This window comes from Campylobacter sp. CFSAN122748, from assembly GCF_045277125.1.
Taxonomy (GTDB): domain Bacteria; phylum Campylobacterota; class Campylobacteria; order Campylobacterales; family Campylobacteraceae; genus Campylobacter_D; species Campylobacter_D jejuni.
In genome coordinates, this window is the sequence record NZ_CP116953.1 from 212,178 (window position 1) to 238,290 (window position 26,113).

Here is a 26,113-nt window from a genome sequence, read left to right on the forward strand (position 1 = left end):
ATGTTAAAAAAAATGTTTTTATTTTGTTTTTATTGTTAAATTTAAATGCAACAGATACAAATTTATCTTTTGATTCTTCTAAGATAGAAACCGAAGCACCTAAAATAGAGCTTTCTCTTTCTAGTCTTTATCAAAATGCTGATGAGGTGGTAAAAGGTGTTATTTATATATTGGTTTTATTTTCCATTTTAGCATGGGCAGTTTTTATTTCTAAGCTTATGCAATTTTATTTTATGAAAAAAAATTTAGACTCATCTATACAAAAGATAAAAGAATTAAAAAATCTCAATGAATTAGATCAGACAAAGGATTTTGCAGGTGTTTTATCTTTAGAAATTCAAGATGAGCTTGAAAAAAGTGAATATAAAAATGATCATATAAAAGAGCGTATAGAATTGCGTTTGCAAAATACCATCTCAAAGCAAATCACAGCAAGCAAAAATGGCTTGAGTTTGCTTGCGAGTATAGGTGCTAGCGCACCTTTTATAGGGCTTTTTGGAACAGTTTGGGGAATTATGAATGCATTTATAGGTATAGCAAATCTTGGCAATGCTTCTTTAGCAGTCGTTGCGCCTGGTATAGCTGAAGCCTTGTTTGCTACAGCTTTTGGCTTGATAGCTGCTATCCCTGCGGTGCTTTTTTATAATTATCTTACAAGAAAAAATTTAAAACTTATGCACCATTTAGATGAGCTTGCAAATTTTGTCTATATACTTTTTCATAGGAGTTATTTTAATGATAAAAACTGAAATGGCTCACAAAGAAGAGGAGTTAAGTGAGATCAATATAACTCCTTTTATAGATATTATGCTTGTATTATTGATTGTTTTTATGGCTGTTACTCCTCTTATCACAAGTTCTATCAAAATAGAATTACCCAAGAGTTCGCAGCAAGCAGAGGATAAGCTTAAAAATCCCATCATACTTTATTTAAATACTGATAATACTTTGGCTATTAATGATGATAAATTAAGCCTAGAAAATCTTTCAAGTGCTTTAGATATAAAAATCAAAGGCAATAAAGAAGAAATTATTTATTTTCATATCGATAAAAGTGTAAAGTATGAAGATATTATGCAAGTAATGCAAAAATTAAAAGAGAATGGCTATGGAAAAATAGCTCTTTCAAGTAAAAAGATGGATTAGTATGAAGTCTAGTGTGATTTTTGGGTTTGTGTTAAGTTTGATATTACATGCTTTAGTATTAATATTTTTCCTTTTTTCTTTTTATACTCAAGAAAAATCAAGTGGTGTTGATTTTAAACAAGGATTAGAATTTACTTCCATTATGATGGTATCAGAGCTTCCTATCGGGGAATTAAAAGAAGTTTCGATTGATCAAAAAAAGAGTAATTCTCAAGATAAAAACAAAAAACAAGACGAAAGAATAAATCTTGATTCTCAAGATAAAAATGCTGTATTAAAAGTTCAAAAAAAGATTAAAAAGCAAGATAAAAACCAAGCTCAAAAAGAAATAGCTAATGCAAGTGAAAATTCAAAATTTAAAAATGAATCGCTCAGTGCTCCGCTACAAAGTAATGAAGATAAAACACAAACTATAGTAAGTGGCAATGCTAAAGAACAAGTTAAAAGCTATCAAGCTTTGCTTATGGCTCATTTGACTAAATTTAAAAAATATCCTCAAGAAGCGATAATGCAAAAACAAGAAGGCGTTGTAAGAATTCGCGTAAGCATTGATGAAAGCGGAAATGTCTTAAGCAAAGAGCTTAAAAAATCTTGCCCTTATGCAGCGCTCAATAATGAAGTTTTAAGTTTATTTAAAAGAGCTTCTCCATTGCCAAAACCGCCTAAAGAAATGTTAAAAAATGGTGATAAAATCAGTTTTATTATGCCTATTGATTACAATATTAAAGACTATTTAGGTAAAAAATAAACTTTTGATTAAAAAAAGTTTATTAGAATTTTTATTTTAAAGGTGATAATATGTTCTCTTCGTTTTTTAAAAGTAAAAAATGGGCTTTATGGGCTTATTTAGGACTTTTTTTACTGTTATTTTTCTTATATATACAAACAAGCTTAAATGTTGCAATCAATTCATGGTATAGTGATTTTTACAATGTTTTACAAAAGCCAAAAATAGAACTTTTGGATTCTAATTCAACACAAAAAATAGAAACTAATTTTGAAAATAATGCCACTTTAATTCAAGAGGCTAATCAAAGAGCTGAGCAAAATTTCCAAAAAGCTAATTTTATCAATAAAGGCGCATTGTATTATTATCAAAATTTATTAGAATATTTTTTCAACTCTAGGGCTATGATTGAAAAGCCAAATTATTCAGCAAATGATTTTTATGCTTTGATTTTAGTTTTTTTGGCTATTGCTATTCCTTATGTTTTAATCGCTACGATTAATATCTATTTTGCTAGCGTCTATGCTTTTAAGTGGCGTGAGGCTATGACTTTTTCTTATTTAAAATTTTGGAAAAATAAAGATGACAATATAGAAGGAAGTTCGCAAAGAATTCAAGAAGATACTTATAATTTTTCTAAAATCGTAGAGAGTTTAGGACTTAGTTTTATAAAAGCTTTGATGACCCTTGTAGCATTTATTCCGATTTTATGGAGTTTAAGTGATGTTGTGAGTAAAGCTTTATTTGCAAATTTAAGCGAAAATTCTTCTTTTTATTTTTTAAAAAACATTGATGGTTTGCTTGTTTATATTGCACTTTTGATTTCTTTAGGAGGCTTGGTTGTGTCATGGTTTGTAGGTATTAAACTACCCGGACTTGAATATAACAATCAAAAAGCTGAAGCCGCCTTTAGAAAAGAGCTTGTTTATGCTGAGGATAATCGCAAAGAATACGCTAAAAATGAGACGATGATAGAGCTTTTTACAGGGCTTAAATTTAACTATAAAAGACTTTTTTTACATTATGGATATTTTAATATTTGGCTCATTTTATTTGAGCAAATGATAGTTATAGTGCCATTTTTAATCATGGCACCAGGGCTTTTTGCTGGAGCTATAGGACTTGGTATTGTAATGCAGATTAATAATGCATTTGATCAAGTGCGAAGCTCTTTTAGTATTTTTATCACAAACTGGACAACTATCACTCAACTTAGAAGTATATATAAGCGTTTAAAAGAATTTGAGAAAAATATTTCTTATAAGTCTTAGTTTTTTCTTATAAAATACAAGAAAAAATTCAAATATTAAATTTACTTTTAATTGTGTATAATAAGGTTTAATAATATTTTATTTCTTAAGGAGCTTCATTGGACCCCAGTCAGGTTTTGGATTTAAACCAAACTTCTACAGCATCTTTTGATGCAGGATATTCTATACTTATGGTTGTTGTTGCACTTGCTCTAGTGTTTTTAAATGGTTTTTTTGTTTTGTCTGAATTTAGTATTGTTAAAGTACGTCGTTCCAAGCTTGAAGAGATGGTAAAAGAAAAAAAAGCTGGTGCCAAGAAAGCTTTGGAGGTTACTTCAAGACTTGATACTTATCTTAGTGCTTGTCAATTAGGAATCACTTTAAGTTCTCTAGCTCTTGGTTGGATAGGTGAGCCTGCTATTGCAAAAATGCTAGAAATTCCGCTTATTAATCTTGGTTTTAGCACTGTTATTATCCATACTATGGCTTTCATTATTGCTTTTAGCATTATTACTCTTTTACATGTGGTTTTAGGAGAACTTGTGCCAAAAAGTATAGCTATTGCAGTTGCAGATAAAGCGGTTTTATTTATAGCTAGACCTCTTCATTGGTTTTGGATACTCTTTTTGCCTTGTATTAAAATTTTCGATTTTTTAGCAGCTATAAGTTTGAAACTTTTTGGAATAAAACCTGCTAAAGAAAGCGAGCTAACTCATAGCGAAGAAGAAATTAAAATCATAGCAAGTGAGAGTCAAAAAGGTGGAGTTTTAGATGAATTTGAAACAGAGATCATACGCAATGCTGTTGATTTTTCAGATACTGTTGCTAAAGAGATTATGACTCCTAGAAAAGATATGATTTGTCTAAATAAACAAAAAAGTTACGAAGAAAATATGCAAATCATTTGTGAACATAAACATACTCGCTTTCCTTATATTGATGGCTCTAAAGATACTATTTTAGGTATGATACACATACGAGATATAATACAAAATGAATTAAGCCATAAAAGTCAAAATTTAGATACTTTTGTTAAACCTTTGATTTTGGTTCCTGAAAATATCAGCATTTCAAAAGTACTTGTAATGATGAATAAAGAACGCTCTCATACTGCATTAGTAGTTGATGAGTATGGTGGAACTGCTGGAATTTTAACCATGGAAGATATCATGGAAGAAATTATTGGCGAAATTAAAAGCGAGCATGAAGAAGACAGCTATAAAAAACTTGCTGAAAATATCTATGAATTTCAAGGACGATGCGATATAGAAACTGTTGAAGAAATGCTTGTAATAAACTATGATGAAGACTTAGAACAAGTTACTATAGGTGGATATGTATTTAATCTTTTAGGACGCTTGCCTATAGTAGGAGATCGCATTGAAGATGAACTTTGTTACTATGAAGTTAAAAAAATGGACGGGAATTCTATAGAGCGTGTTAAGGTGGTTAAAAAAACAAATAAAGATGAAGAATAAGCCTCTTTAGGCTTATTTCTTTTTGTAAATTTGGTTTTTAATTTCTATACACTCAAAACCTTTTTTATCTAGTGTAACTATGCGTAAATATCCACCATCATCTATTTTACCCTCGCATAAAAATACTCTTTTGGCTATTTTCATAGGAAGTTTTTCTTTATTTCTGTGTCCAAAGATTTGATAAAGATTGTCCGAGGTAAAATTACAAAATTGATTTGCTATTTTTTGACTGTCTTCATATCCACCTACACCATAAATAAAATCATGGCTTGGTATAAAACTTATTTTTTCAGGTTTGGAGGGTATAAAATTTACTCCTCCATGTGAACAAAATATGAATTTATTTTGGAATTTGTAGTATAAACATTCTTTTAGATGAGGATAGAGTTTTCTAGCATCTCTTGGAGTAAGTTTTTCTTTTCTAAAATCCTTTAAAGTATTTTCATTAAATTCTTTGGAATTTGACAATTCTCCATTAGCCCATTCTATAAGATGTCTTTCGTGATTTCCTTCTAATAAGCATACATTTTCTTTTTCGCAAATTTTTAAAAGAAATTTTATTACTTTGCCATTTTCTATACCTCTGTTGATATAATCTCCCAAAAATATATAAAATTCATCTTCTTTGATTGTTTTAATGTATTCTTTTAAAACACTATAACAACCTTGTAAATCTCCTATATGATGAATTTTTTTATATTTGCTTAAATTTGGCATTTGGTAAAGACATTTTTTCCAGTCGCTCGAGTCTAAAATTGGGTATTTTTTTGGATTTTTTTTGAGTAAATCTTGAGTTTTTTCCAAAAGAGCATAAGGGATGATATATCCATTTTTTTTAGCTTCTAAAAGATTTTTTTCTTGACATTGTTTTAAAGAGCTATCAAAAACAATAACATACATTTTATAGCGATATTGTTTAGCTAAGTCTTTGTAAATTTTTAATGTTTCATTGTAAGCGTTTATGATGCAAAACTCACCTTTTTGCATACGCATTTCTAGAAGTTTGAGTAAAATTTTACTCAAATCTTCATCATTTTTAACATTTAAAATTTTATATTCACTGACTATATTTTTAACGCTTCCTGATAAAAGACGCAAAGCATTTAAATCAAGTGTATAATTTTGAAGTTTATTATTTTTGATAAATTCTTCTTGTCCTGCGTAATAATTCCCTCTTAAAACAAGTAAGATTCGCACATTCTTTGCCTAGATTTTCTTTAAAAATTCAGTTTTTAAAACAATAACGCCAAATTTATCTACTCTAGCCTCAATTTCACCTTCTTTAGAAGTGAGCTTAATATTTTTTATAGTAGTTCCACGTTTTAAAGTTGTACTTGCACCTTTAACCTTAAGATCTTTTATTACACTCACGCTATCACCTGTGTTAAGTTCTATTCCATTAGCGTCTTTAGCCATTTTTTTCCTTTCTTTGATCTAAAATATTTAAAATTTGCACCACTAAAGCAAAAGCCATAGCGGTATAAATATATGCCTTATCAATATGAATATCAAAACTTTCAGCAACTAAAACTACGCCTATTAGCACCAAAAAAGCTAAGGCTAAAATTTTAATGCTTGGATATTTTTCAACAAAATCTGCTATAGGTTTAGAAGCAAAAAGCATCACAGCTACTGCGATAATAACAGCGATAATCATGATGGTTACATCTTGAGCAATTCCTACTGCGGTAATAACACTATCAAGCGAAAACACTATGTCAATCACAGCAATTTCAGCTACAACTATCCAAAGTTTATTGCTTGCTTTAAAATGACTTTGACTTTCTTCTTGATGAGAAATTTGCTCTTTAATTTCTTTAATAGACTTTACAATCAAGAAAAGCCCACCTAGTAAAAGAACTAGATCTCTTCCTGAAATTTCATTGTCTAATACACTAAACAAAGGTGTTACAAGTTTCATCACCCAAAAAAGAGATAAAAGAAGTAAAATTCTTGTAATCATTGCAAAAGCTAAACCTAAGATACGTCCTTTATCACGATGTTCAGGGGGTAGTTTGCTTACTAAAATAGCTAAAAAAATGATATTATCTATCCCTAGTACAATTTCAAGAGCACTTAAAGTAGCTAAAGTAATCCAAGCATCAATACTAAATATCCATTCAAACATAAATTTCCTTGAAAATTTTAAAATTTTTTAAAGCGATATTTTATAGTTTTAAAGCAAATACCTTTAATTCTTTAAGAAAAAATTTCAATCACACTTAAGGGTAAAATTTCATGTTCTAGACTATGAATTTTTTCTTCAAATTCTTCAAAACTCAAATTTCTTTTTTCAAAAGCTTTTTGAGCTATAATCATTCCACCATCAAGTTCTTCACTGACCCAATGCACACTCACACCAGCCACTTTCATATCACTTTCATAACTTTCTTTAATTGCATGTGCTCCTTTAAAAAGGGGTAATAAAGAAGGATGAAGGTTAATTGCCTTAATATTTTTTGTAAAAACAGGACTTAAAATTCTCATAAAACCTGCCAATACAGTAAGATTTGCTCCACTTTCTTTGATTTTTTGTACCAAAATCGTATCAAATTCTTCACGAGTATTATAAGCCTTATGATCAATAATTACAGTATTAAGACCAAATTTTTTTGCTCTTTGTATACCAAAAGCATTTTTTTTATTGCAAAGGCAAAGTACTACTTCATAGGTATTTTCCCCTATGGTTTTTTTATGAAGTTTTTCTAAAATATTTTCTAAATTACTTCCATTTCCACTAAAAAGTACAGCTAATTTTACAAGCATTTTAATCCTTTGATAAGTTTTAAAGCGTCAAAGCTATTTTTATTAAATTTATATTTTTTTGCAACAAGTCCATGAGCTAAAGTAGCATTTTTTGCTGCTTCTAAAGCGCTAAAACCAAAACCTAAATGTGCAGCAATCATTCCACTTAAAACATCTCCACTCCCACCTTTAGCTAAGGCTTGATTTCCTAAATTTCCAACAAATAATTTTTCTTTTTGCACAATAATAGGATTTGCTCCTTTTAAAACAAGAACACAATCATAATTTTGCGAAAATTTTCTAGCATAGAAAAAGCGATTTTTTTGCAATGTTTCTATATCTAAATCCTCATCAAAGCACATTTTATAAAGTTTTATAAATTCTTTTGGATGAGGGGTTATAACGACATCTTTTCTGTTTAAATACCAAAGCAAAGCTTCACTTAAAAAGCAGTTTGCATCCAAGATCAAAGGAGTGTTTTGCAAAATTTCATCTTTTAGAAAATCCAAATTTTCAAGCCCCATACCTAAAGCAATAGCACTTGCATTATTTTCAATTTTTTCTTTTAACATCAAAAGAGGCGAGAAGCTTTTTTGCGCTACTAAAGAAACAAGACCTGCTCCAAAATTTAAGGCTCCAAGTCCTGCTAAAGTTCCAGCGCTTGCATTGGCAACTATATAAATATGGCCAAAATTTCCTTTATTGGCGTTGATTTTTCTATCTATAGTTTTTAAATCTTTTTTTTCAAGCAAAAAAGCTTGAGAATTAGAGTAAAATTTCTTAGAGCTAATGCCTAAATTGGCTATTTTAATCCTTCCTACAAATTCCTTAGCAAAATCTTCAAGTAAAATTTCCTTTAAAACTCCCATACAAAGTGTAATATCAGCTTTAAAACAAGGATAAAATCCCAAATTTGTAGGTATATCACAAGCTATTTTTAAAGCCTTGCTTTGACTAACTTTTTGAATGATTAGACTTGTTTTTTCATCTAAGCAACGATTTGAACCTGTGCCTAAAATACAATCAATAATAATATGAAATTTTTTAAAATTGGGTTCTTTTTTACAAAATTTAAAAGCATAATTTTGTAAAATTTGCTCTTGTTTTTTAAAAAGCGTATTTTCTTTAAAGCCTATTTTATAAGCTTTAGCGTGTTTTAAATTTCTTAAAGCCACCAAGCCATCTGAAGCATTGTTGCCCCCGCCTAATAAAAAAAGTATTTTTACTTTTTTAATCTTGCGTTGAATGCGGATTTTTTTAGCTTCTTTTTTAATCAGCTTAGCTAAATTTAATCCCGCATTTTCCATTAAAATAAGCTCATCTAAGCCTTTATTTATAGCATTTTGTTCTAAAATTTTTATATTATCAATAATAGCTTTCATAATCTTTTTTCACCAAAAAATATATATTTTTTTCTCTTTCTTCTTCAAATTTTTTCATTTTAGGTAAAAATTTCTGGATCAAAGCACGAAAATTCTTAAAACCATAATTTTGCGGATGAAAATCCGAGTATTTGCGGTTCATATTAGTGCGGATTTGTGCATATTCGGCACGCCCTTTTTCATCGATAAGCTGTTCGGTGATATTGATTAAAGCTCTTAAATAATCCTTACTTAAAATATCTTCTTTTTTACTCTCATCTTTATCTAAATAAAAAAATTCACTAAAAGCATTTACATAGGATTTTATAGACTTTTCAAGCCCCATTCCTATAACTTGTTTTTTATTTTCTCTTAATTTTTGAATGAGTGAAGTATAATCACTATCGCTTGAAACAATAACAAAAATATCTATATTTTTTTCATAAAATATGGACATGATTTCAGTGATTAAATACATATCGCTTGAGTTTTTGTTGGCTGCAAAATTAAATTGTTGCATAGCGATTAAAGAATATTCAGCAATTTGCTCTCTCCAACCTTGTATATTTTTTTGAGTCCAATCCCCATAAATGCGTTTAATGATAACCTCTCCATAATCTGAAGCGATATCAAAAATACTTTTAGCGTATTTTGCAGGGATATTTTCTGCATCTATAAAGATAGCTATACTTTTATTTTCCATTTTAATTCCTTGCTCTAAAGCTTAAAGCTTCTAAAATATGGGTTTTGTTAATATTAAGACTTTGTTCTAAATCCGCTATACTTCTTGAAACTTTTAAAATTTTATTAAGCGATCGCAAAGAAAGATTATAACGTGAAATTGCTAAATCTAGCGTATCTTTGGCATCTTTTTCCAATACACAAAAACGACTTAAATCTTCATCTTTTAATTTCCCATTAAATTCTTTTTGCCCCCGTTTTTTACTAAAAATAAAAGCTTGTAAAATTTTTTCACTCATTTCTTTAGAACTTATACTCGTTTTATCATCCTTGCTGATCTCATCCATAGCTACATAAAGATCAATCCTATCCATAATAGGAGCTGAAATGTGATTTTTGTATTTTTTAATCTCATTTTCACTACAAACACAAGAAAGATTTTTAGAAAATAAATTTCCACAAGGACAAGGATTTTGGGCAGCTATAAAGCTAAATTTTGTTTCATAAGTGATTTTAGAATTTACTCTTGAAATATGAATTTTATGATCCTCCAAAGGTTCTCTTAAACTCTCTATGATTTGCTTGTTAAAATGTGGAAATTCATCAAAAAACAATACTCCACCATTTGCAAGTGCGACTTCTCCAATTCTAGCATTTTTTGTTCCTCCGCCAAAAATACTTGCTCTTGTAGAAGTATGATGAGGATGACGAAAAGCACGAATTTTAGTAAATTCACAATCTTTTGAATCTAAAGACATATAAGCATTTTGCGTTAAAATTTCACTTAAACTTTGAGGAGGCATGATATAAACAAGGCGTTTAGCACACATACTTTTACCACTTCCTGGACTTCCTTCAAGTAAGATATTATGCATACCTAAAGCAGCTATCATACAAGCTCTTTTAGCTTTTTCCTGCCCTTTGATATCTTTAAAATCAAGTTTAAAATCCATATTTTGTAAAAAAATTTCATTTTCTATTTGTAAAGGACTTGCGAATAAAGGATGATTGTGAGAAAAACGAAAATTTTCATAATTTTTTTCTTTAAAAAACTCTATTGCTTCATTTAAATTTTCAAGTCCATAAACCTCTAAATTTGGTATCATGGAAGCTTTTTGTGCTATACTTTTTGGAACAACGATTTTAGCTTTTTTAATTTTAGCAGAAAGAAACAAAAGCAAAGAAAAAAGCTCATTTGTGCTTTTAATACTTCCATCAAGTCCTAATTCTCCTACTACAAAAAAGTCATCTAATTCTTCATTTTGCAAAAGGATTAATAAAGCGATAGCCAAATCAAAATGCGACCCCTTTTTTGGGATGCCTGAAGGACTAAGATTAATAGTAATTTTTTTAGCAGGAAAAGCAAAATCACAACTTAAAAGCGTGGCTTTGATGCGTTCGACACTTTCCTTAATCGCTACACTTGCAAGTCCTACTATGCTTAAATTTGGCAAACCTCTTGTAAAAGTGGATTCTACCTCTATAATGTCTAAGCCTTCATGAAAGCTTATGCACTTTAGTTTTTTCATTTCTCTTTTTTATGATTTTTCTTCTTTTTCTTAAATTCTTTATCGAATTTTTGACGCTTAGCAAAAGAAATTTTTTCTATAAATAAATGTCCATTCAAATGATCATTTTCGTGTTGAATAGCTACAGCTAAAAAACCTTTTGCTTCAAGTTTTTTAAATTCTCCAAAGCGATCTTGATATTTAAGCAAGATATGATTATAGCGTTTTACTTCTTCGAAAAAATCTGGCACACTCAAACATCCTTCTGTGCAAGTGATCATTTCTTCATCTAAAGGAATAATTTCAGGATTAATAATCTCTAGTAAATCTTCTTTTTTTTGTTCATCATTTTCATCAAAAATATTTACAAGTAAAACACGCAAAGGAATATCCACTTGAATAGCTGCTAAACCTACTCCATTACTTGCTATCATAGTTTCATACATATCATCAAGCAAGGTGTGAAGTTCTGTATCAAATTTATTTACAATTTCAGAGTTTAAAAAAAGTCTAGGATTAGGATAAGTGATAATTTTTCTAACCATTAAAAAACCTTTGTTTTAAATGATCTCCAAAGAAATCATTTAAAACTTTTTTCCAAAACCTTATCAATCAGCCCATATTCTTTAGCTTCTTGTGCTGACATGAAAAAATCTCTTTCTGTATCTTTTGCTATTTTTGCAACTTTTTGCTTAGTATTTTTTGCCAAAATATCATTAAGTATAGTTTTAAGTCTTAAAATTTCTTTGGCTTGAATTTCAATATCTGTGGCTTGACCTCTAGCTCCACCTAAAGGTTGATGAATCATAATGCGTGAATTAGGCAAAGCAAAGCGTTTTCCTTCTGCACCACAACTAAGCAAAAATGCTCCCATAGAAGCAGCTTGTCCTATGCAAATCGTACAAACATCAGGTTTGATATAGTTCATAGTATCATAAATACTAAAACCACTTGTAATTACACCACCTGGAGAATTAATATAAAGATAAATATCTTTTGTAGGATCTTCAGCTTCTAAAAAAAGAAGTTGTGCTACGATAGAAGCAGCAAGTTCATCATGAATTTCGCCACTTAACATAATAATTCTATCTTTTAAAAGACGTGAATAAATATCATAACTTCTTTCACCACGACTAGATTTTTCAATAACATAAGGAATAAACATTATTTATCTTCTTTCTCTTTTTTGCTCGCTTTTTCCGATTTTTCTGTTTTTGGCATAAAAATATCATTAAAAAGTTTTTCTTCAATCAAAGCCATTTTCACAGCAGGTAAAGCTCCTTGTTTTTTATAGCTTTCTAAATGCTCTTTTGGATTCATACCATAGCGATATGCTTCAAAATAAATCGCTTGAATCAATTCTTGATCATTTACCTCAATCTTACGCAATTTTGCAAGCTCATCAATAATAAAAGTAAGTGTTACACTTTTTTGCGCTTCTTCTTTAAAAGAATCACGTTTTTCTTGGTATTTTTCTTTACTTGCTTTAAGCTCTTCAATTTCTTTTTCGCTAAAAGTATTAAAAGCCGCACGCATCTGCATATCAGTTTCTTGTTCTACTATGCCTTTAGGTAAATCAAAATTATATTTTTCAATCAAAGCATCTGCAAATTTGCCTTTTAATTCATCATTTACAAGTTTGAAAAGTTTTTCATTTTTGATTTGCTCTTTTAATTTTTCATCTAAAACTTCAACACTAGCTTTTTCTTCTCCTGGTAAAAGTTTTTTAAGCATTTCATCATCAAGTTCTGGAATTTTAAGCTCTTGAATTTCATGTAGTTTTACTTTAAATACTGCATCTTTACCCGCTAAATGCGCTGCGCCGTATTCTTTAGGGAAAGTTACTTTGATATCTTTTTCTTCACCTATTTTCATTCCTACCATACCATCTTCAAAACCTGGAATAAATTGCTTAGAACCAATTTCTAAAACATAATTTTCAGCTTTACCACCTTCAAAAGCTTTATCATCTACAAAACCTTCAAAATCAAATTTTGCAAAATCACCTTCTTTTAAAGCTCTTTTTGTTTTTATAGCTTCAGGAGTAGCAAAACGCTTTAAAAGTTCATCTTTTTTCTCATCAATTTCTTTTTTACTTACTTTTGGAGTTTGATATTCAGGGATGAGTTTTTCATAACCCTCAAGTTTGATTTCAGGTTTAAAAGAAAGTATTAATTCAGCAATAATTTCTCCATCTTTACGATCAAATTTTTCAAAATATGGCTCACCTACAAGCTCTTTATTTTCTTTTTTAAGTTCTTGTAAAGCGCTATTTACAGCGGATTTAAAAAGATTTTGTTCTGCATCTTGAGTGAGCTCTCTTTCATATCTTTTAAGTACGGCACTTACAGGAACTTTTCCTGGTCTAAACCCATCCATTTTTACACTTTTAGAAGCTTTTTTTGCTAAATTTTCTACTTCACTTTTGATCATTCCTGAAGGAATTTTTACACTAGCAGTCGCATTAACAGAATCTAGTTGCTTTGCCTTTACTTCCATAGTTTTTTCCTTATAAAATAAAATTTGCCTTCAATGATAGCAAATTTTTCCTTATTACTTGCATAAAATTTTAAAGTAATTTATGATAAAATTGCAATATTACATTATTATTAAAATATAAAAAATATTTTTGGAGAAAAATTTGCAAAAAAAATTTGAAGATTGTGTTAAAACCATACTTGAAATTATAGGAGAAAATCCAAATCGTGAAGGGCTTATTAAAACACCAAATCGTGTTTTTAAAGCTTATGAATTTCTTACTAGTGGTTATACGCAAAATGTCAAAGACATTTTAAATGATGCTTTATTTGAAAGCTCTAATAATGAAATGGTTTTGGTGCGTGATATAGAATTTTATAGTCTTTGCGAACATCATCTTTTACCTTTTTTTGGGCGTGCTCATGTAGCCTATATCCCTAATAAAAAAGTAGTAGGTTTAAGCAAAATTCCACGCCTTGTAGAAGTGTTTGCAAGAAGACTTCAAATTCAAGAACAACTTACTGAACAAATCGCACAAGCTTTAATGGAAAATGTTGATGCAAAAGGTGTGGGTGTAGTCATAGAAGCAAGACATATGTGTGTTGAAATGCGTGGAATACAAAAAGCTAATTCCACCACTACAACTTCAGCTTTACGTGGAATTTTCTTAAAAAATGAAAAAACCAGAGAGGAATTTTTTTCTCTCATAAACTCTGCTAAACAGGTAAGATTTTAATGAATCTTGAAAAACTACGCTCCAAACTTGGTAAAGAAAATTTAAGTGCTATCTTTGGAGAGATTACAAAAATTTCTGCTACGAGTATAGAAATTCGTGGGCTTAAAACAGGGGTTGGAGATATAGTGAAGCTAGTTTCCAATGAAAATGAAAATTTAAACACTCTAGCTATGGTCGTAGAAATCAAGGAACAATTTAGCTATTTAAGCCCTTTTTCTTTTATAGAAGGTTTCAAAATAGGCGATCGTGCTTTCATAAGTGATGCAGGTATGCAAATAGGCGTTAGCGATGAACTTTTAGGCAGAGTAGTAGATCCTTTTATGCGCCCAAAAGATGGTAAAGGAGCTATAGAAGTAACCAAATATATGCCTATAATGCGTGCACCTATTGATGCCATGAAAAGAGGGCTTATAGAAGAAGTTTTTCCCGTGGGTGTTAAAACCATAGACGCGCTTTTAACTTGTGGTGTAGGACAAAAACTTGGTATTTTTGCAGGAAGTGGGGTAGGAAAATCCACTCTTATGGGAATGATAGTTAAAAATTCCAAAGCTCCTATAAAAGTAGTGGCACTCATAGGAGAAAGGGGGCGTGAAATTCCTGAATTTATACAAAAAAATTTAGGCGGAAAGCTCGATGATACAGTGATTATTGTTGCTACAAGTGATGATAGTGCTTTGATGCGTAAATACGGTGCTTTTTGCGCAATGAGTGTGGCAGAATACTTTAAAGAACAGGGCAAAGATGTACTTTTTATCATGGATAGTGTAACGCGTTTTGCTATGGCACAAAGAGAAATTGGACTAGCTCTTGGAGAGCCTCCTACAACCAAAGGTTATCCGCCAAGTGTTTTAAGTCTTTTGCCTCAACTCATGGAAAGAACCGGTAAAGAAGAAGGTAAAGGCACTATAACAGCCTTTTTTACCGTTTTAGTGGATGGTGATGATATGAGCGATCCAATCGCCGATCAAAGTCGTTCTATCTTAGATGGACACATTGTTTTAAGTCGTGAATTAACAGACTTTGGAATTTATCCTCCTATTAATATACAAAACTCTGCTTCAAGGGTGATGAGTGACATTATAAGTCCTGAACATAAACTTTGGGCAAGAAAATTTAAGCGTTTAAACTCGCTTTTAAAAGAAAATGAAGTATTGCTTCGCATCGGTGCTTATCAGAAAGGAAGTGATAAAGAACTTGATGAAGCTATTTCTAAAAAAGAATTTATGCAAAAATTCTTAGGACAAAATCCTGAAGAAAGCTTCGAATTTAATCAAACTTTAGAGCTTTTAAGTCAAATTGATGCACCAAATACTCCTTTGCTACCAACTCAAAATATAAATGTAGGAAGTGCAAGTGCAACCTTGCCTAATCCTAATTTAAAATAAAATTATTTAATAAAATAATCTCCATCAAAACTGATTAAAGAATATTTTCTTTCATCGCCTATGCTTTGAGTTAGCTCTTCTATGCTTAAAAAACTTAGCGTATCAGCTTCTACATATTCACGCACTTCTTCAGCATTTTTATTTGCGCTGATAAGTTCTTCAAAAGTTGGAGTATCTATACCATAAGTATCAGGAAATTTGATCTCAGGACAAGCTATGGCAAGATGGATTTTACTCGCTCCTGCAGCACGAAGTAAGGAAATTATTTTTTTAGAAGTAGTGCCACGCACCAAGCTATCATCAATGACTACAATTTCTTTGCCTTCTAAAACTTTACGCATAGGATTAAGCTTTAATTTTACTTTTAAATTTCTAAGCTCTTGAGTTGGCTCTATAAAAGTTCTTCCTACATAATGATTTCTTACTATTGCCATTTCAAGAGGGATTTGTAAATATTGAGCAAAACCTATAGCTGCACTTACTCCACTATCTGGCACAGGCACGACAAAGTCTGCTTTATAAGCAAATTTTTTAGCTAAAGCTTCGCCCATTTTTTTACGCACTTCATACACGCTTTTACCTTCTACTATGCTATCAGGTCTAGCAAAATAAATGTATTCAAAAGCGCAAATTCTAGGAGTTTGAGAAAAAAGTTCTATGCTTTCAAATTTATCATTTCCCTGAGTAAAAATAAGCATTTCCCCTGGTTTAACATCACGAATAAATTCAGCCTCTATAAGATCAAAAGCACAAGTTTCACTAGCAACTATATAGCCTCCATCTTTTAAACGCCCTAAAGACAAAGGACGCACCCCATGAGGATCTCTTACAATATAAAGTTTATCTTTGCTTGCTAAAACAAAACAATAAGCTCCTATACATTCTTTTAAACTCTCAATAAATCTATCTTTTAGACTTTCTTGCTTACTTCTTGCGATAAGATGAACAACATTTTCTGTGTCCATATTGGTTTGAAAAATAGCCCCATCTTGAATAAGTCTTGATCTTACTTCTTCTTTATTGACTAAATTTCCATTATGCGCTAAAGCAATATCACCTAAAACCGAAGTGGCTGCTATGGGTTGGGCATCGTTTAAACTTGAATTTCCTGCTGTAGAATAGCGATTATGCCCTATAGCGATTTCACCTTCTAAAGTTTTTAGATTATCAGGATTAAAAATTTGACTCACTTCACCTTTAGCTTTAATAGTCTTAATATTTTTACCATTACTCACACTAATGCCACTTGCTTCTTGCCCACGGTGTTGCATAGCAAAAAGCGCATAATACGCATAAGTGCTAGCATTTTTTGAATTAATAACTCCTACAACTGCACACATTTTAAATTCCTAAAAAATCATTGATTGAATACATTTTTGCTTCTTGCTTGCTAAGCCAAATAGCGATTTTAATCGCACCTTTAGCAAAAGTCGCCCTTGAAGTAGCGGTATGATTAAGTTCTAAAAACTCACCATCTTCGTAAAAACCTACCGTATGGCGTCCTACTATATCGCCACCCCTTAAACTCATCACGGCAATCTCATCTTTACTTCTTTCACCTATAATGCCATCTCTTCCACTTACTCTTACTTTTTCAAGTTCTAAATTTCTAGCTTTTGCTACACTTTGAGCTAAAGTCATAGCTGTACCACTTGGGGCATCTTTTTTATGGCGATGATGCATTTCTAAAATTTCTATATCAAAATTTCTTAGCATTTGACTGGCTTTACTAGCAAGATAGTTTAAAACCGCAACACCTAAAGACATATTGGTCGCATAAAAAATCGGCATCACTTCACTAGCACTTTGCATCAAATGTAAAATTTTCTCATCAAGCCCTGTTGTACCTATTACCAAAGGTTTAGGCATAGTTCTTGCATAATTTAAAAGCTCATGAGTTCCACTTGGGGAAGAAAAATCAATAATCACATCGCTTTTTTCAAAAAGCTCTCCTAAATTTCCACCCTTATCATAAAGTATCGAAATTCGTGCTTGTGTTTCGCTTTTTAAACATTCTTCAATCTGTTTTCCCATTCGTCCTTTAGCGCCATAAATTCCTATTTTAATCATCTTTTTCCTTGAAAATAAAATATTGATTTTAGCATTTATTTTGTAAATTTTAAATAATAAAATTAAGCTTTATGGTTTTTTAATTTATATAAATTATCTAACAATTTTGCTTCTTCTCCTAAGCCCTTGCTATGATAAAATTTTAAATTTTTACTAAGATATTTTTGCTCTACCCAGCCACCAAAATCATGTGGATAAAGATAGTTTTGTTTTTCTTGATGATTGTTGTTAAGATAATTAGGTATTTCTAAAGCTTCATTATTTTTTACATAGTTTAAAGCTTCATTGATAGCTTTGTAGCTTGCATTGGATTTGATTGTGCTTGCTAAATAAACTACGCATTGGGCTAGGATAATTCTTGCTTCAGGATAACCTATATTTTTAACAGCATCTAGAGTCGAAACTGCTAAATTTAAAGCATTTGGATCGGCATTTCCGACATCTTCACTTGAAAAAATCACCAAACGCCTAGCGATAAAATCCGCACTTTCTCCTGCATCAATAAGTCTTGCAAGATAATAAATAGCTGCATCAACGTCACTTCCGCGTAAACTTTTTATCATTGCACTTGCTAAAATATAATGTGTATCTTTTGAGCTAACACCTTCACTATTTATGGTGTTGCGAAGTTTTTTAAGATTTTCAAGACTGATATGTTTTTCATCTAAAACCAAGACAAATTCAAGCAAATTTAGCATAGCTCTTGCATCAGCACTTTTAAGTAGAAAATCTTTAGCTTCTTTATCAATACTAAATTTCATTTTTTCCTGTACGCGTAAGAGTAAAGTTTCAAGTTCCTTTGCCCCTAAAGATTTAAATTCAAAAAGCATGGAACGACTTCTTATACCAGAACTTAAAACAAAATAGGGATTTTCAGTGCTTGCACCAATTAAAATTAAACGGTAATTTTCCATAGGAATTAAAAGCATTTCTTGTTGGGTTTTGCTAAGGCGGTGAATTTCATCAATAAAAATTAAAGGCTTATAAAGACTATTTTTATAATTATCTAAAATTTTTCTTAGTTCTTCGAGTTTAAAATTTCCTCCATCAAATTCATAAAAATCTAAGCCAAATTCTTTTGCTACAACTCTAGCAAAAGTTGTTTTTCCAGAACCTGCTGTTCCAAAAAAAATACTATGAGGAAGTTTTTGTAAAGCAGTAAATTTTTTGAAAATTTCTATAAGCTCATATTGTCCTAAAATATCATCAAAATTTTCAGGGCGAAAGGTCAAAGCTAGGCTCATTAATTTAAATCCATATTTGAAAATTCACTACCATTAATTTTTAGTTGAGGATTGGCCAAGCTATCATAAGATAAATTTAGAAAAAAGTTATTATTTTCTTTTAAAAAATATTGATTTAAACCTCCATAATCCTTTGTCCAAGGAAAAATTTCATCAGGCTCATCTGAACTGATAACTTGTAATTTTGCTTGATAAGAGTTGTTAATATTTAAATTGCCTTGTAAACTGATATTTTGTTTATTTTTTTCAAGAATTAAATTTTGTATTTCTAGATCAAGATTTTTTTGAATAAAATGAGAGATATTGAAATTTGAGTTAAGAAATTTATTTATGGTTATATTAAATTTTGTTTTGTCAAAATTTAAATTCTGACCCAATAAAGATTTAAGATCAATATCAATTTCATTGGATTTTCCTTGTATGTTTAAGTTTATTGTTGAATTTTCTTCATTAAAATTTACTAGATTTTTGCTATAAAAAGAATTGATTTTATTGTTATCTAACACAAGATAATCAAAGTTGATTTGTTGTTGGCTTTTGCTAAATAAATTTAATTCATAAAATTGTACAGGATTGTTAAAAAATTGTTCGTAATTTAAATTTTGCAACACAAATTTAGTATAAAATTGAGAAAAATTAATCATATCAAAATGTATTTTAATGTTTTTAATTTCTAAATTTTTATTCATTAAAGCTTCAATATATCCGCCGTTTATGATGGTATCTCCACCTTCATTGCTTAAATTTATATCTTTAATATTTAGAAATATTTTAGAGTTGTTATCGTGTAATTTGAGAGTAAAAGTTCCTAATTTATTGTTTTTTAACACTTTATCTAAAAAATCAAAAGGATTTGTAAAATTTCCTTTTATAATTTTATTTAACAAAAAATAATTATTAAATTTAAGGTCGATTTTGGTTGAAAGCTGTGTATGAGAGTGATTTAAAGTAAAACTTCCCTTAGAAGTTAAAAAACCTTTTTTGAAGTAAATATCTGTAATTGTATAATCAGGATTGCTGTTTTTAATAAATTTATTAAATAAAAGTTCGTTAGTGTATCCTATATAAAATATATGAATAATAAAACCTAATATAAAACAAAAAACAATAAAAATCCATTTTTTCATTATTTGCCTTAGATGAAAATATAAGTGTTATTTTATAAATTGCTTGTTAAAAAAGAGTTTAAATTTTTATTTAAGAGTAATGAAGTAGTTTGCCGAAGAATGATTTTTATAAATCCCTTGTTAAGGGATTTATATTAATAAGCTTTTTTATAACATTGAATTTCAATTTTTCTAGCTACTGGAATAGCCTGAGTATTTGGTGTAGCAGGTGTTCCATAAGAAATTTTACTTTCTAAAAAATTTCCAACCTGTAAATCTTTAAAAGTTCCATCTTTATCTGTTCCAAAAATACCACAATCATCCATTTCTATTTCGGTATTTGGTAGAACTTTTATAGCCATTTGTCCGCCATAAATAGAGTCAATAAGCAAGGTTTTATTGTTATCATAAATTTGTGCAATAGTACCTTCAAGTTTTAGACTATCTGCAAAAAGCATTGAGCTAGCTAAAAGTGCTGATGTGAATAAAATACTTTTTTTCATAATTATTTCTCCTTAATGTAAAGTGATGACATTATAAAATTTTTAAGTGAAGTGAATGTGAAATTAAAAATTTTTGACTTTCATAAAATTAATACGCTTTAATTATTTTCAAAAAAAGCTTGTGGAAAAAGATATAAACCTTCATTAAAAGGAGCTTTGATTAGAGTATATTGAAGATGAAATGGGGTAATGGAGTTAATAGATTGTTCTAAAAAAAGTAGTGCAGTAAAAAGCATCTTTATCTGTACTTATGATAAATTTTCTGCCTAAATGTTCCAAAGCTTTAGCAACTATTTTTTGTTTGGTTTTTTCATCAAATTTTAATCTTTTAATAGCAATTTTATGACTCAGTTTTAAAAAATCATCCATAGAGCTTAAGATAACTTGGTCTTTAGCATTTTTGTCATCATCTGTTGTAGCATGTATGAGTATAGTTGGAGAAGTTTTAACTACCATAGCGATATGAGAATAAGGGCTTTGACTTAAATTTTCTATTAAAAAACTTTCACTTCCTATTCCTGCACGAAAGACAAGATCACCTATTTCAAGAAAAGGTAGATAGGGTTTTTTGATGATTTGATTTGAAGGATTGGAATTTATAAAGAAACCCAAAATTCCAATCAATAAAAATAAAATTAAGAAAAAATATAAAATTTTATTTAAGTAAAACAAGCTATTTTCTATCTTTTTTAGCAAGAAAAACATTGCTGCTTTGATTATTATCATTGTTAAATAACACTAAAACTCTGATTTTAGCAGAATCTTTATTGATTGTTTTTTCTTCAATTTGAATATTTTTAACACCACCCATTCTTTTTGCTTTGGCTGCATTTTCAGCAACAACTTGAGTGATTTTATCACTAACAAATGTTTTTTCTTCATCGCTTTTAGCTTCGCTAAGATCAATGTAACTCATAACAGATTTAGTATTACCACTGTAAAGATCTTTTGTAAAATTTTTAGCTAAATCTTCAGGATTTGAAGAACCGCAAGCCACTAAAAAAAGGCAACTAAAGCCAAGAAAGAAAGTTTAAAAAATTTCATTTTTTTCTTTTGATAGTATAAATTAAAATATTCATAATTATAGCAAAATAATTCAAAATTATTTTTTTATTCTTGTTTATAATGGTTACATTAGAAAATATATTTTTTTTAAAAAGCTATAAATTTAAACACATATAAGTTGGAGTTAAAATATCCTATTTTATTATCGAATAAAAATGATACAAAAGGATAGGATATGGAAATTTTTTTAGCTTTATTGGGTTTTTTCTCGTTAGGATTGATAGTTTGGCTTTTGCTAAAAGATTATACTACTCCAGCACTAGCTTTTATAAGTGTAAGTATTAGTGTAGCTTGTATTTTACTTATTCTTGAACGGCTTGGTTTTGGCGTGGGTGTAGCTTTAGGGGTTAAAGGAGGTGTTTTTGATATTAAAACATTGGTTGTTTTTATTAAAGATGGAGTCAAAAGCGTAACGGATACGGCAGCTTTGTTTGTTTTTTCTATACTCTTTTTTAGTGTTTTAAATGCAAGTGGTTTTTTACTAAAATTTTAAATGCATTTTTATCAAAAATGAAAGCTAATATATATCAAGTTTGCATTCTTACTGTTTTTATTGCTGCTGCTGTACATTTAGATGGTTCGGGTGCTTCTACTTTTCTTATTGTAATACCTGCATTATTACCTATTTATGAGCGTTTAAGTATAAGAAAGACTTCAATGTTATTGATTATTACTTCAGCTATGGGGGTTATGAATGTTATTCCTTGGGGTGGTCCTACTTTAAGAGCGGCTACTAATATAGGAATGGATGCAAATTTGCTTTGGCACCATATTATACCTATTCAGATTGTAGGTTTAGTATTATCCCTTCTTTTGGCAATTTGGATTGCTAAGATAGAAATAAAAAGAGGCGCAGGCGCAGGTAACTTGTCGGGAATAAAATTAAATATAGAAAAAAGCGAGCACCATAATGAAAAATGGTTTTGGTTAAATTTACTTGTAACTATTGGGGTTATTGGGCTTTTAATTAGTGGTATTATTCCTAGTTATATTTGCTTTATGATAGGGCTTGTAATAATTTTACCGCTTAATTATCCTAATTTAAAAATAGCTAAAAAAGTTTTAGATCGTGCAAGTGCTGGTGCAATGCTTATGTATATTACTTTAATTGGTGCTGGGATATTAATAGGCGTATTTGATAAAAGTGGTATTATGGAGAAAATGGGTGTTTTGATTTTAAATTTCGTTCCAGATTATTTAGGTGCTTATATTCCTTTAATGGTAGGGATATTGGCTGTTCCAATGGCAATTATTTTTTGTACGGATTCTTATTTTTATGGAGTGATGCCTATAGTTTTGAGTGTAACTAAGGCTTTTGGTGCTGAACCTTTGACTATAGCTATTATCATGGTGATAGCAAGAAATTGTGCGACATTTATTTCTCCTGTTGTGCCTGCAACTTTGCTAGGTTGTGGTTTAGCAGAGGTTAATATTAGAGATCATATCAAAAGAAGCTTTTTTTATATATGGGGTATAAGTATTATTTGCTTGATTTTTGCTGAGGTAGCTGGGATAATATAATTAAAATAAAAGAACTTTTGATTTTTCAATGATTAGCTCATTGTTTTATGATATTTTTGAGTCAAAAATTTATAAAAATATAAGCGTTTTTTTGTATTATTTTATTTTACTTTAGAGAAAAATTATAAATTTAAACTTATAAGAATATTTTTTAAGTTGAAGGTAAATTTTAAAACGGAGAAATGATGTACAAAAAACAAAATTTACCAGAACTTACCTTAAGGGGTTTGATTTTGGGAAGTATTTTAACTATTATTTTTACAGCTTCAAATGTATATTTGGGGTTAAAAGTGGGACTTACTTTTTCATCATCAATTCCAGCTGTGGTCATCTCCATGGCGGTTTTGAGTCTTTTTAAGACTTCAAATATTTTAGAAAATAATATGGTTCAAACTCAAGCTTCAGCAGCAGGAACTTTATCATCAGTTATTTTTGTTATCCCAGGGCTTTTTATGTGTGGGTATTGGAGTGAATTTCCACTTTGGCAAACTTTTATGATATGTCTTTGTGGTGGCGGACTTGGAGTGCTTTTTACTATACCATTAAGAAGGACTATGGTGGTTGAAAGCAAGCTTGCTTATCCTGAAGGTAGAGCTGCAGCTGAAATTTTAAAAGTAGCCAATAAAGATCAGAGTAGTAAAAAAGGAAAACAAGGCATTAAAGAAATAGCATTAGGCTCTTTTATAGCTGCTATTTTTAGTTTGTTAAGCAATGGTTTCAAGCTCGCTGCAAGTGAGAGTAATTTTGCTTTTATTTGGAATAAAATGGCTTTTGGTTTTTCTATGGGATATTCTTTGGCACTTTTAGGGGCAGGTTATTTAGTTGGTTTAGCAGGTGCTATAGCTCTTTTTGTAGGTATGTTTTTAGCTTGGGGTATTTTTACTCCCTATCTTTCAAATTTTGAATTCGATAGTGCAAAAAATGCTGTAGATTTAGCTTCTAGTGTATGGAGTTCTAAAGTAAGGCTTATAGGAACAGGAGCTATTGCTATAGCAGCGCTTTGGACTTTAATAGAACTTTTAAAACCCGTTATTGAAGGTATTAAAGAAATTGTTAAAAATGTTAAAATTACTAATCAAGAAAAAAATGAAAGAACAAATATAGACCTTTCTTTAAAAAGTATTTTTATACTTTTTGTTTTAATGGTTGTGGGTTTATTTATTACTTTTTATAGTTTTGTTGAAGATGCTAACTTAAGTATTTATTATCAAATGCTATTTTCATTTGTTGGAACTTTAGTTTCTGTTTTAATAGGTTTTTTTGTTGCAGCAGCTTGCGGATATATGGCAGGACTTGTAGGATCTTCTTCTAGTCCTATTTCTGGAATCGGACTTATTGGTGTTATTATTTCTTCTATTGTTTTTTTGGTTTTAGGTGTGGAACTTTTTCAAGATCCTATGCTTTCTAAATTTGCAGTAGCATTAGCTATTTTTACTACTAGTGTTATTTTAGCTACAGCTGCTATTTCGAATGATAATTTACAAGATTTAAAGACAGGACATTTAGTCGGAGCTACTCCTTGGAAACAACAAGTTGCTTTACTTGTAGGCTGTGTTTTTGGTGCTTTGGCTATAGTTCCTGTTTTAAATTTGCTTTATCAAGCCTATGGTTTTGTCGGAGCAATGCCAAGAGAAGGTATGGATGCTTCATCAGCTTTAGCAGCACCGCAAGCAAATTTAATGAGCACTATCGCCCAAGGAATTTTTCATCACAATATAGAGTGGGGTTATATGGCTTTTGGTGTATTTGTAGGAATTTTAATGATTATTATAGATAAAATTTTAAAAGGAACACAGAAAATGTCTTTGCCGCCTTTAGCCGTTGGAATAGGTATTTACCTTCCCCCTGCTGTAAATATACCTTTAGTTATAGGCGGAATTTTAAAATATATTGTAATGCAACACTTGACTAAAAAATATGCAAAAAATTCTCATAAAGAAGAAAAACTTGCAAGTTGTGAGCAAAGAGGCACGCTTTTTGCTTCAGGGCTTATAGTGGGTGAAAGTATTTTTGGGGTAATTATCGCAGGAATTACTGTATTTTCAGTAAGTATGGGTGGTAGTGAAAATCCTTTAGCTTTAAATTTAGCAAATTTTCATGATAGCGAGCTTTTCGCACTTATCTTTTTTGTGGGAGTTGTATTATATTTCATTAAGCGTATTGTTAAAAAAGATGCTTAATTTTTGGGGTTAAAACCCCATTTAATCCATTCTGATATAATTTTTCTTTTGCAATTATCATTCAAGGATTAAAATGGAAAATTTATATGCTTTAATACTTGGAATTATAGAAGGTCTGACTGAGTTTTTACCTATTTCTTCAACAGGACATATGATTTTAGGTACGACTATTTTAGGTATCGATATAGATGAGTTTTGGAAAAGCTTTTTGATTATCATCCAGCTTGGTTCTATTTTGGCGGTCATTTTTGTATTTTGGCGTAAATTGTTTCAAGGGCTTGATATTTGGTTAAAACTTGCAGTTGGATTTTTTCCTACCGGAGTTATAGGGCTTTTTGTGGCAAAATACTTAAATGCTTTATTTAATGGTTGGGTTGTGGTTGGAATGCTCATTTTTGGCGGTGTTGTGTTTATTCTTATAGAACTTGCACATAAAAATAAACAATATCGTATCAATTCTTTAGAAGAAATAAGTTTTAAACAAGCTTTTTGCATAGGTATTTTTCAATCTTTAGCCATGATTCCTGGTACTTCAAGAAGTGGAGCAAGTATTATTGGTGGACTTTTGCTAGGATTTAATAGAAAAGTTGCGGCTGAGTTTAGTTTTTTGCTTGCCATTCCAACGATGATTATCGCTACAGCTTATAGCATTTATAAAGAGCCTGAGCTTCTTAGCAATGCAAATTCTTTAATTCCTTTAGGCATAGGTTTTATCACTGCTTTTATTGTTGCAGTTTTAGTTATAAAATTTTTCTTAAAATTTATTTCTAAATTCGACTTTATCCCTTTTGGAATTTATCGTATTATTTTAGGATTTGTTTTCTTTTATTTGTATTATAGTGGGATTTTAAATGCTGGAAGTGAATTTAAGCTATAAATAAATATTAAATTTATTCTAAGATTTTTTTAAAAATAAGCTGAATTTCAAA

The 26,113-nt window shown here is 30.0% G+C and carries 24 protein-coding genes and 3 pseudogenes; 10 read left to right on the top strand and 17 right to left on the bottom strand.

The genetic code is table 11. The features are described 5' to 3' along the window. Positions 1 to 7: 7 nt before the first annotated feature. The 5 genes and pseudogenes from OT390_RS01150 to OT390_RS01170 form a co-directional block, all read left to right on the top strand. Positions 8 to 749 (top strand): annotated as a pseudogene (locus OT390_RS01150) (MotA/TolQ/ExbB proton channel family protein); the annotation flags it as partial. Beyond that, positions 736 to 1,146, top strand: a complete 411-nt coding sequence (locus tag OT390_RS01155; RefSeq protein WP_032587474.1) for a biopolymer transporter ExbD — start codon at positions 736 to 738, stop codon at positions 1,144 to 1,146. The pseudogene OT390_RS01150 and the gene OT390_RS01155, both read left to right, overlap by 14 nt. 1 nt (position 1,147) lies before the next feature. Next, positions 1,148 to 1,894: an energy transducer TonB gene (locus OT390_RS01160; protein ID WP_002860645.1), complete on the top strand. Its 747-nt coding sequence runs from the start codon at positions 1,148 to 1,150 to the stop codon at positions 1,892 to 1,894. 50 nt (positions 1,895 to 1,944) lie between these two features. Next, positions 1,945 to 3,144: a putative transporter gene (locus tag OT390_RS01165; RefSeq protein WP_002860644.1), complete on the top strand. Its 1,200-nt coding sequence runs from the start codon at positions 1,945 to 1,947 to the stop codon at positions 3,142 to 3,144. 98 nt (positions 3,145 to 3,242) lie between these two features. Further along, positions 3,243 to 4,601 carry a hemolysin family protein gene (locus OT390_RS01170; RefSeq protein ID WP_032586629.1) on the top strand — a complete coding sequence of 453 codons (1,359 nt, stop codon included), beginning with the start codon at positions 3,243 to 3,245 and terminating at the stop codon, positions 4,599 to 4,601. Between the two features lie 12 nt (positions 4,602 to 4,613). Here the strand turns inward: OT390_RS01170 and OT390_RS01175 are convergent, their stop codons facing one another. The 10 genes from OT390_RS01175 to tig form a co-directional block, all read right to left on the bottom strand. Further along, a complete protein-coding gene (locus OT390_RS01175) occupies positions 4,614 to 5,798 on the bottom strand; it encodes a metallophosphoesterase (RefSeq protein WP_032586631.1) in 1,185 nt (394 codons plus the stop codon). A 9-nt stretch (positions 5,799 to 5,807) separates the two neighbouring features. Beyond that, positions 5,808 to 6,017, bottom strand: a complete 210-nt coding sequence (locus OT390_RS01180) for an alkylphosphonate utilization protein (protein ID WP_002851709.1) — start codon at positions 6,015 to 6,017, stop codon at positions 5,808 to 5,810. Beyond that, positions 6,010 to 6,729 (bottom strand): TerC family protein, encoded by a 720-nt coding sequence (locus OT390_RS01185; protein ID WP_002900759.1) that lies wholly within the window; start codon positions 6,727 to 6,729, stop codon positions 6,010 to 6,012. The genes OT390_RS01180 and OT390_RS01185 overlap by 8 nt, the downstream gene beginning before the upstream one ends. 71 nt (positions 6,730 to 6,800) lie before the next feature. After that, entirely contained in the window at positions 6,801 to 7,367 is a 567-nt protein-coding gene (gene purN, locus OT390_RS01190) for a phosphoribosylglycinamide formyltransferase (RefSeq protein WP_032586632.1), read from the bottom strand. Then, positions 7,358 to 8,728, bottom strand: coding sequence for a bifunctional ADP-dependent NAD(P)H-hydrate dehydratase/NAD(P)H-hydrate epimerase (locus OT390_RS01195; RefSeq protein WP_032586634.1), 1,371 nt, complete (start codon positions 8,726 to 8,728; stop codon positions 7,358 to 7,360). Before OT390_RS01195 ends, purN begins: the two co-directional genes overlap by 10 nt. Continuing rightward, positions 8,712 to 9,410 (bottom strand): NYN domain-containing protein, encoded by a 699-nt coding sequence (locus OT390_RS01200; protein WP_002826913.1) that lies wholly within the window; start codon positions 9,408 to 9,410, stop codon positions 8,712 to 8,714. Before OT390_RS01200 ends, OT390_RS01195 begins: the two co-directional genes overlap by 17 nt. A 1-nt stretch (position 9,411) precedes the next feature. Further along, on the bottom strand, positions 9,412 to 10,917 hold the full coding sequence (locus OT390_RS01205; RefSeq protein WP_002882259.1) for a YifB family Mg chelatase-like AAA ATPase: 1,506 nt from the start codon (positions 10,915 to 10,917) through the stop codon (positions 9,412 to 9,414). Next, complete coding sequence (gene def, locus OT390_RS01210) at positions 10,914 to 11,441, bottom strand: peptide deformylase (protein WP_002882260.1); 528 nt, start codon at positions 11,439 to 11,441, stop codon at positions 10,914 to 10,916. Before def ends, OT390_RS01205 begins: the two co-directional genes overlap by 4 nt. Before the next feature lie 35 nt (positions 11,442 to 11,476). After that, the gene (clpP, locus tag OT390_RS01215; protein ID WP_002806309.1) at positions 11,477 to 12,061 is read right to left on the bottom strand and encodes an ATP-dependent Clp endopeptidase proteolytic subunit ClpP; all 585 of its coding nucleotides are present in this window, start codon (positions 12,059 to 12,061) and stop codon (positions 11,477 to 11,479) included. After that, a complete protein-coding gene (tig, locus tag OT390_RS01220) occupies positions 12,061 to 13,395 on the bottom strand; it encodes a trigger factor (protein WP_406611500.1) in 1,335 nt (444 codons plus the stop codon). The genes clpP and tig overlap by 1 nt, the downstream gene beginning before the upstream one ends. A 142-nt stretch (positions 13,396 to 13,537) precedes the next feature. Here tig and folE point away from each other — a divergent pair, with 142 nt between their 5' ends. Together folE and fliI are read left to right on the top strand one after the other, a co-directional pair. Next, positions 13,538 to 14,110 carry a GTP cyclohydrolase I FolE gene (gene folE, locus OT390_RS01225; RefSeq protein ID WP_002869503.1) on the top strand — a complete coding sequence of 191 codons (573 nt, stop codon included), beginning with the start codon at positions 13,538 to 13,540 and terminating at the stop codon, positions 14,108 to 14,110. Beyond that, positions 14,110 to 15,495, top strand: a complete 1,386-nt coding sequence (gene fliI / locus OT390_RS01230; RefSeq protein ID WP_002900770.1) for a flagellar protein export ATPase FliI — start codon at positions 14,110 to 14,112, stop codon at positions 15,493 to 15,495. The genes folE and fliI overlap by 1 nt, the downstream gene beginning before the upstream one ends. Before the next feature lie 2 nt (positions 15,496 to 15,497). On the opposite strand, the gene purF is transcribed toward fliI, so the two are convergent. The 7 genes and pseudogenes from purF to OT390_RS01265 all read right to left on the bottom strand — a co-directional run bounded on the left by purF (position 15,498) and on the right by OT390_RS01265 (position 21,415). Next, positions 15,498 to 16,835: an amidophosphoribosyltransferase gene (purF, locus tag OT390_RS01235; protein ID WP_002857257.1), complete on the bottom strand. Its 1,338-nt coding sequence runs from the start codon at positions 16,833 to 16,835 to the stop codon at positions 15,498 to 15,500. A gap of 1 nt (position 16,836) precedes the next feature. Continuing rightward, positions 16,837 to 17,565, bottom strand: coding sequence for a 4-hydroxy-tetrahydrodipicolinate reductase (dapB, locus tag OT390_RS01240; RefSeq protein WP_002851754.1), 729 nt, complete (start codon positions 17,563 to 17,565; stop codon positions 16,837 to 16,839). A gap of 62 nt (positions 17,566 to 17,627) precedes the next feature. Then, entirely contained in the window at positions 17,628 to 18,809 is a 1,182-nt protein-coding gene (locus tag OT390_RS01245; protein ID WP_002868214.1) for a replication-associated recombination protein A, read from the bottom strand. Then, positions 18,809 to 19,936 (bottom strand): hypothetical protein, encoded by a 1,128-nt coding sequence (locus tag OT390_RS01250; RefSeq protein WP_002869499.1) that lies wholly within the window; start codon positions 19,934 to 19,936, stop codon positions 18,809 to 18,811. The genes OT390_RS01245 and OT390_RS01250 overlap by 1 nt, the downstream gene beginning before the upstream one ends. A gap of 134 nt (positions 19,937 to 20,070) precedes the next feature. Beyond that, entirely contained in the window at positions 20,071 to 20,418 is a 348-nt protein-coding gene (locus OT390_RS01255) for a hypothetical protein (protein WP_002861010.1), read from the bottom strand. Positions 20,419 to 20,516: 98 nt separating this feature from the next. Continuing rightward, positions 20,517 to 21,090, bottom strand: a pseudogene (locus OT390_RS01260) (YiiX/YebB-like N1pC/P60 family cysteine hydrolase). Position 21,091: 1 nt separating this feature from the next. Continuing rightward, positions 21,092 to 21,415 (bottom strand): DUF4878 domain-containing protein, encoded by a 324-nt coding sequence (locus OT390_RS01265; protein ID WP_002854421.1) that lies wholly within the window; start codon positions 21,413 to 21,415, stop codon positions 21,092 to 21,094. Between the two features lie 243 nt (positions 21,416 to 21,658). Between OT390_RS01265 and OT390_RS01270 the strand changes: the two are divergent. The 3 genes and pseudogenes from OT390_RS01270 to OT390_RS01280 all read left to right on the top strand — a co-directional run bounded on the left by OT390_RS01270 (position 21,659) and on the right by OT390_RS01280 (position 26,061). After that, positions 21,659 to 23,004 (top strand): annotated as a pseudogene (locus OT390_RS01270) (CitMHS family transporter). 182 nt (positions 23,005 to 23,186) lie between these two features. Next, on the top strand, positions 23,187 to 25,184 hold the full coding sequence (locus OT390_RS01275; RefSeq protein WP_072227264.1) for an OPT family oligopeptide transporter: 1,998 nt from the start codon (positions 23,187 to 23,189) through the stop codon (positions 25,182 to 25,184). 73 nt (positions 25,185 to 25,257) lie between these two features. Further along, positions 25,258 to 26,061, top strand: a complete 804-nt coding sequence (locus OT390_RS01280; protein WP_002854708.1) for an undecaprenyl-diphosphate phosphatase — start codon at positions 25,258 to 25,260, stop codon at positions 26,059 to 26,061. Positions 26,062 to 26,113: the final 52 nt, after the last annotated feature.

Bases quoted from the DNA above. Each gene is read 5' to 3' on its own strand.
- OT390_RS01185 (WP_002900759.1), bottom strand. From the start codon at position 6,729: ATGTTTGAATGGATATTTAGTATTGATGCTTGGATTACTTTAGCTACT.
- clpP (WP_002806309.1), bottom strand. From the start codon at position 12,061: ATGTTTATTCCTTATGTTATTGAAAAATCTAGTCGTGGTGAAAGAAGT.
- OT390_RS01245 (WP_002868214.1), bottom strand. From the start codon at position 18,809: ATGAGCCTAGCTTTGACCTTTCGCCCTGAAAATTTTGATGATATTTTA.
- tig (WP_406611500.1), bottom strand. From the start codon at position 13,395: ATGGAAGTAAAGGCAAAGCAACTAGATTCTGTTAATGCGACTGCTAGT.
- OT390_RS01280 (WP_002854708.1), top strand. From the start codon at position 25,258: ATGGAAAATTTATATGCTTTAATACTTGGAATTATAGAAGGTCTGACT.
- purF (WP_002857257.1), bottom strand. From the start codon at position 16,835: ATGTGTGCAGTTGTAGGAGTTATTAATTCAAAAAATGCTAGCACTTAT.
- def (WP_002882260.1), bottom strand. From the start codon at position 11,441: ATGGTTAGAAAAATTATCACTTATCCTAATCCTAGACTTTTTTTAAAC.
- OT390_RS01200 (WP_002826913.1), bottom strand. From the start codon at position 9,410: ATGGAAAATAAAAGTATAGCTATCTTTATAGATGCAGAAAATATCCCT.
- dapB (WP_002851754.1), bottom strand. From the start codon at position 17,565: ATGATTAAAATAGGAATTTATGGCGCTAAAGGACGAATGGGAAAACAG.
- OT390_RS01180 (WP_002851709.1), bottom strand. From the start codon at position 6,017: ATGGCTAAAGACGCTAATGGAATAGAACTTAACACAGGTGATAGCGTG.
- fliI (WP_002900770.1), top strand. From the start codon at position 14,110: ATGAATCTTGAAAAACTACGCTCCAAACTTGGTAAAGAAAATTTAAGT.
- OT390_RS01165 (WP_002860644.1), top strand. From the start codon at position 1,945: ATGTTCTCTTCGTTTTTTAAAAGTAAAAAATGGGCTTTATGGGCTTAT.
- OT390_RS01275 (WP_072227264.1), top strand. From the start codon at position 23,187: ATGATGTACAAAAAACAAAATTTACCAGAACTTACCTTAAGGGGTTTG.
- OT390_RS01255 (WP_002861010.1), bottom strand. From the start codon at position 20,418: ATGAAAAAAAGTATTTTATTCACATCAGCACTTTTAGCTAGCTCAATG.
- purN (WP_032586632.1), bottom strand. From the start codon at position 7,367: ATGCTTGTAAAATTAGCTGTACTTTTTAGTGGAAATGGAAGTAATTTA.
- OT390_RS01155 (WP_032587474.1), top strand. From the start codon at position 736: ATGATAAAAACTGAAATGGCTCACAAAGAAGAGGAGTTAAGTGAGATC.
- OT390_RS01205 (WP_002882259.1), bottom strand. From the start codon at position 10,917: ATGAAAAAACTAAAGTGCATAAGCTTTCATGAAGGCTTAGACATTATA.
- OT390_RS01195 (WP_032586634.1), bottom strand. From the start codon at position 8,728: ATGAAAGCTATTATTGATAATATAAAAATTTTAGAACAAAATGCTATA.
- OT390_RS01250 (WP_002869499.1), bottom strand. From the start codon at position 19,936: ATGAAAAAATGGATTTTTATTGTTTTTTGTTTTATATTAGGTTTTATT.
- OT390_RS01160 (WP_002860645.1), top strand. From the start codon at position 1,148: ATGAAGTCTAGTGTGATTTTTGGGTTTGTGTTAAGTTTGATATTACAT.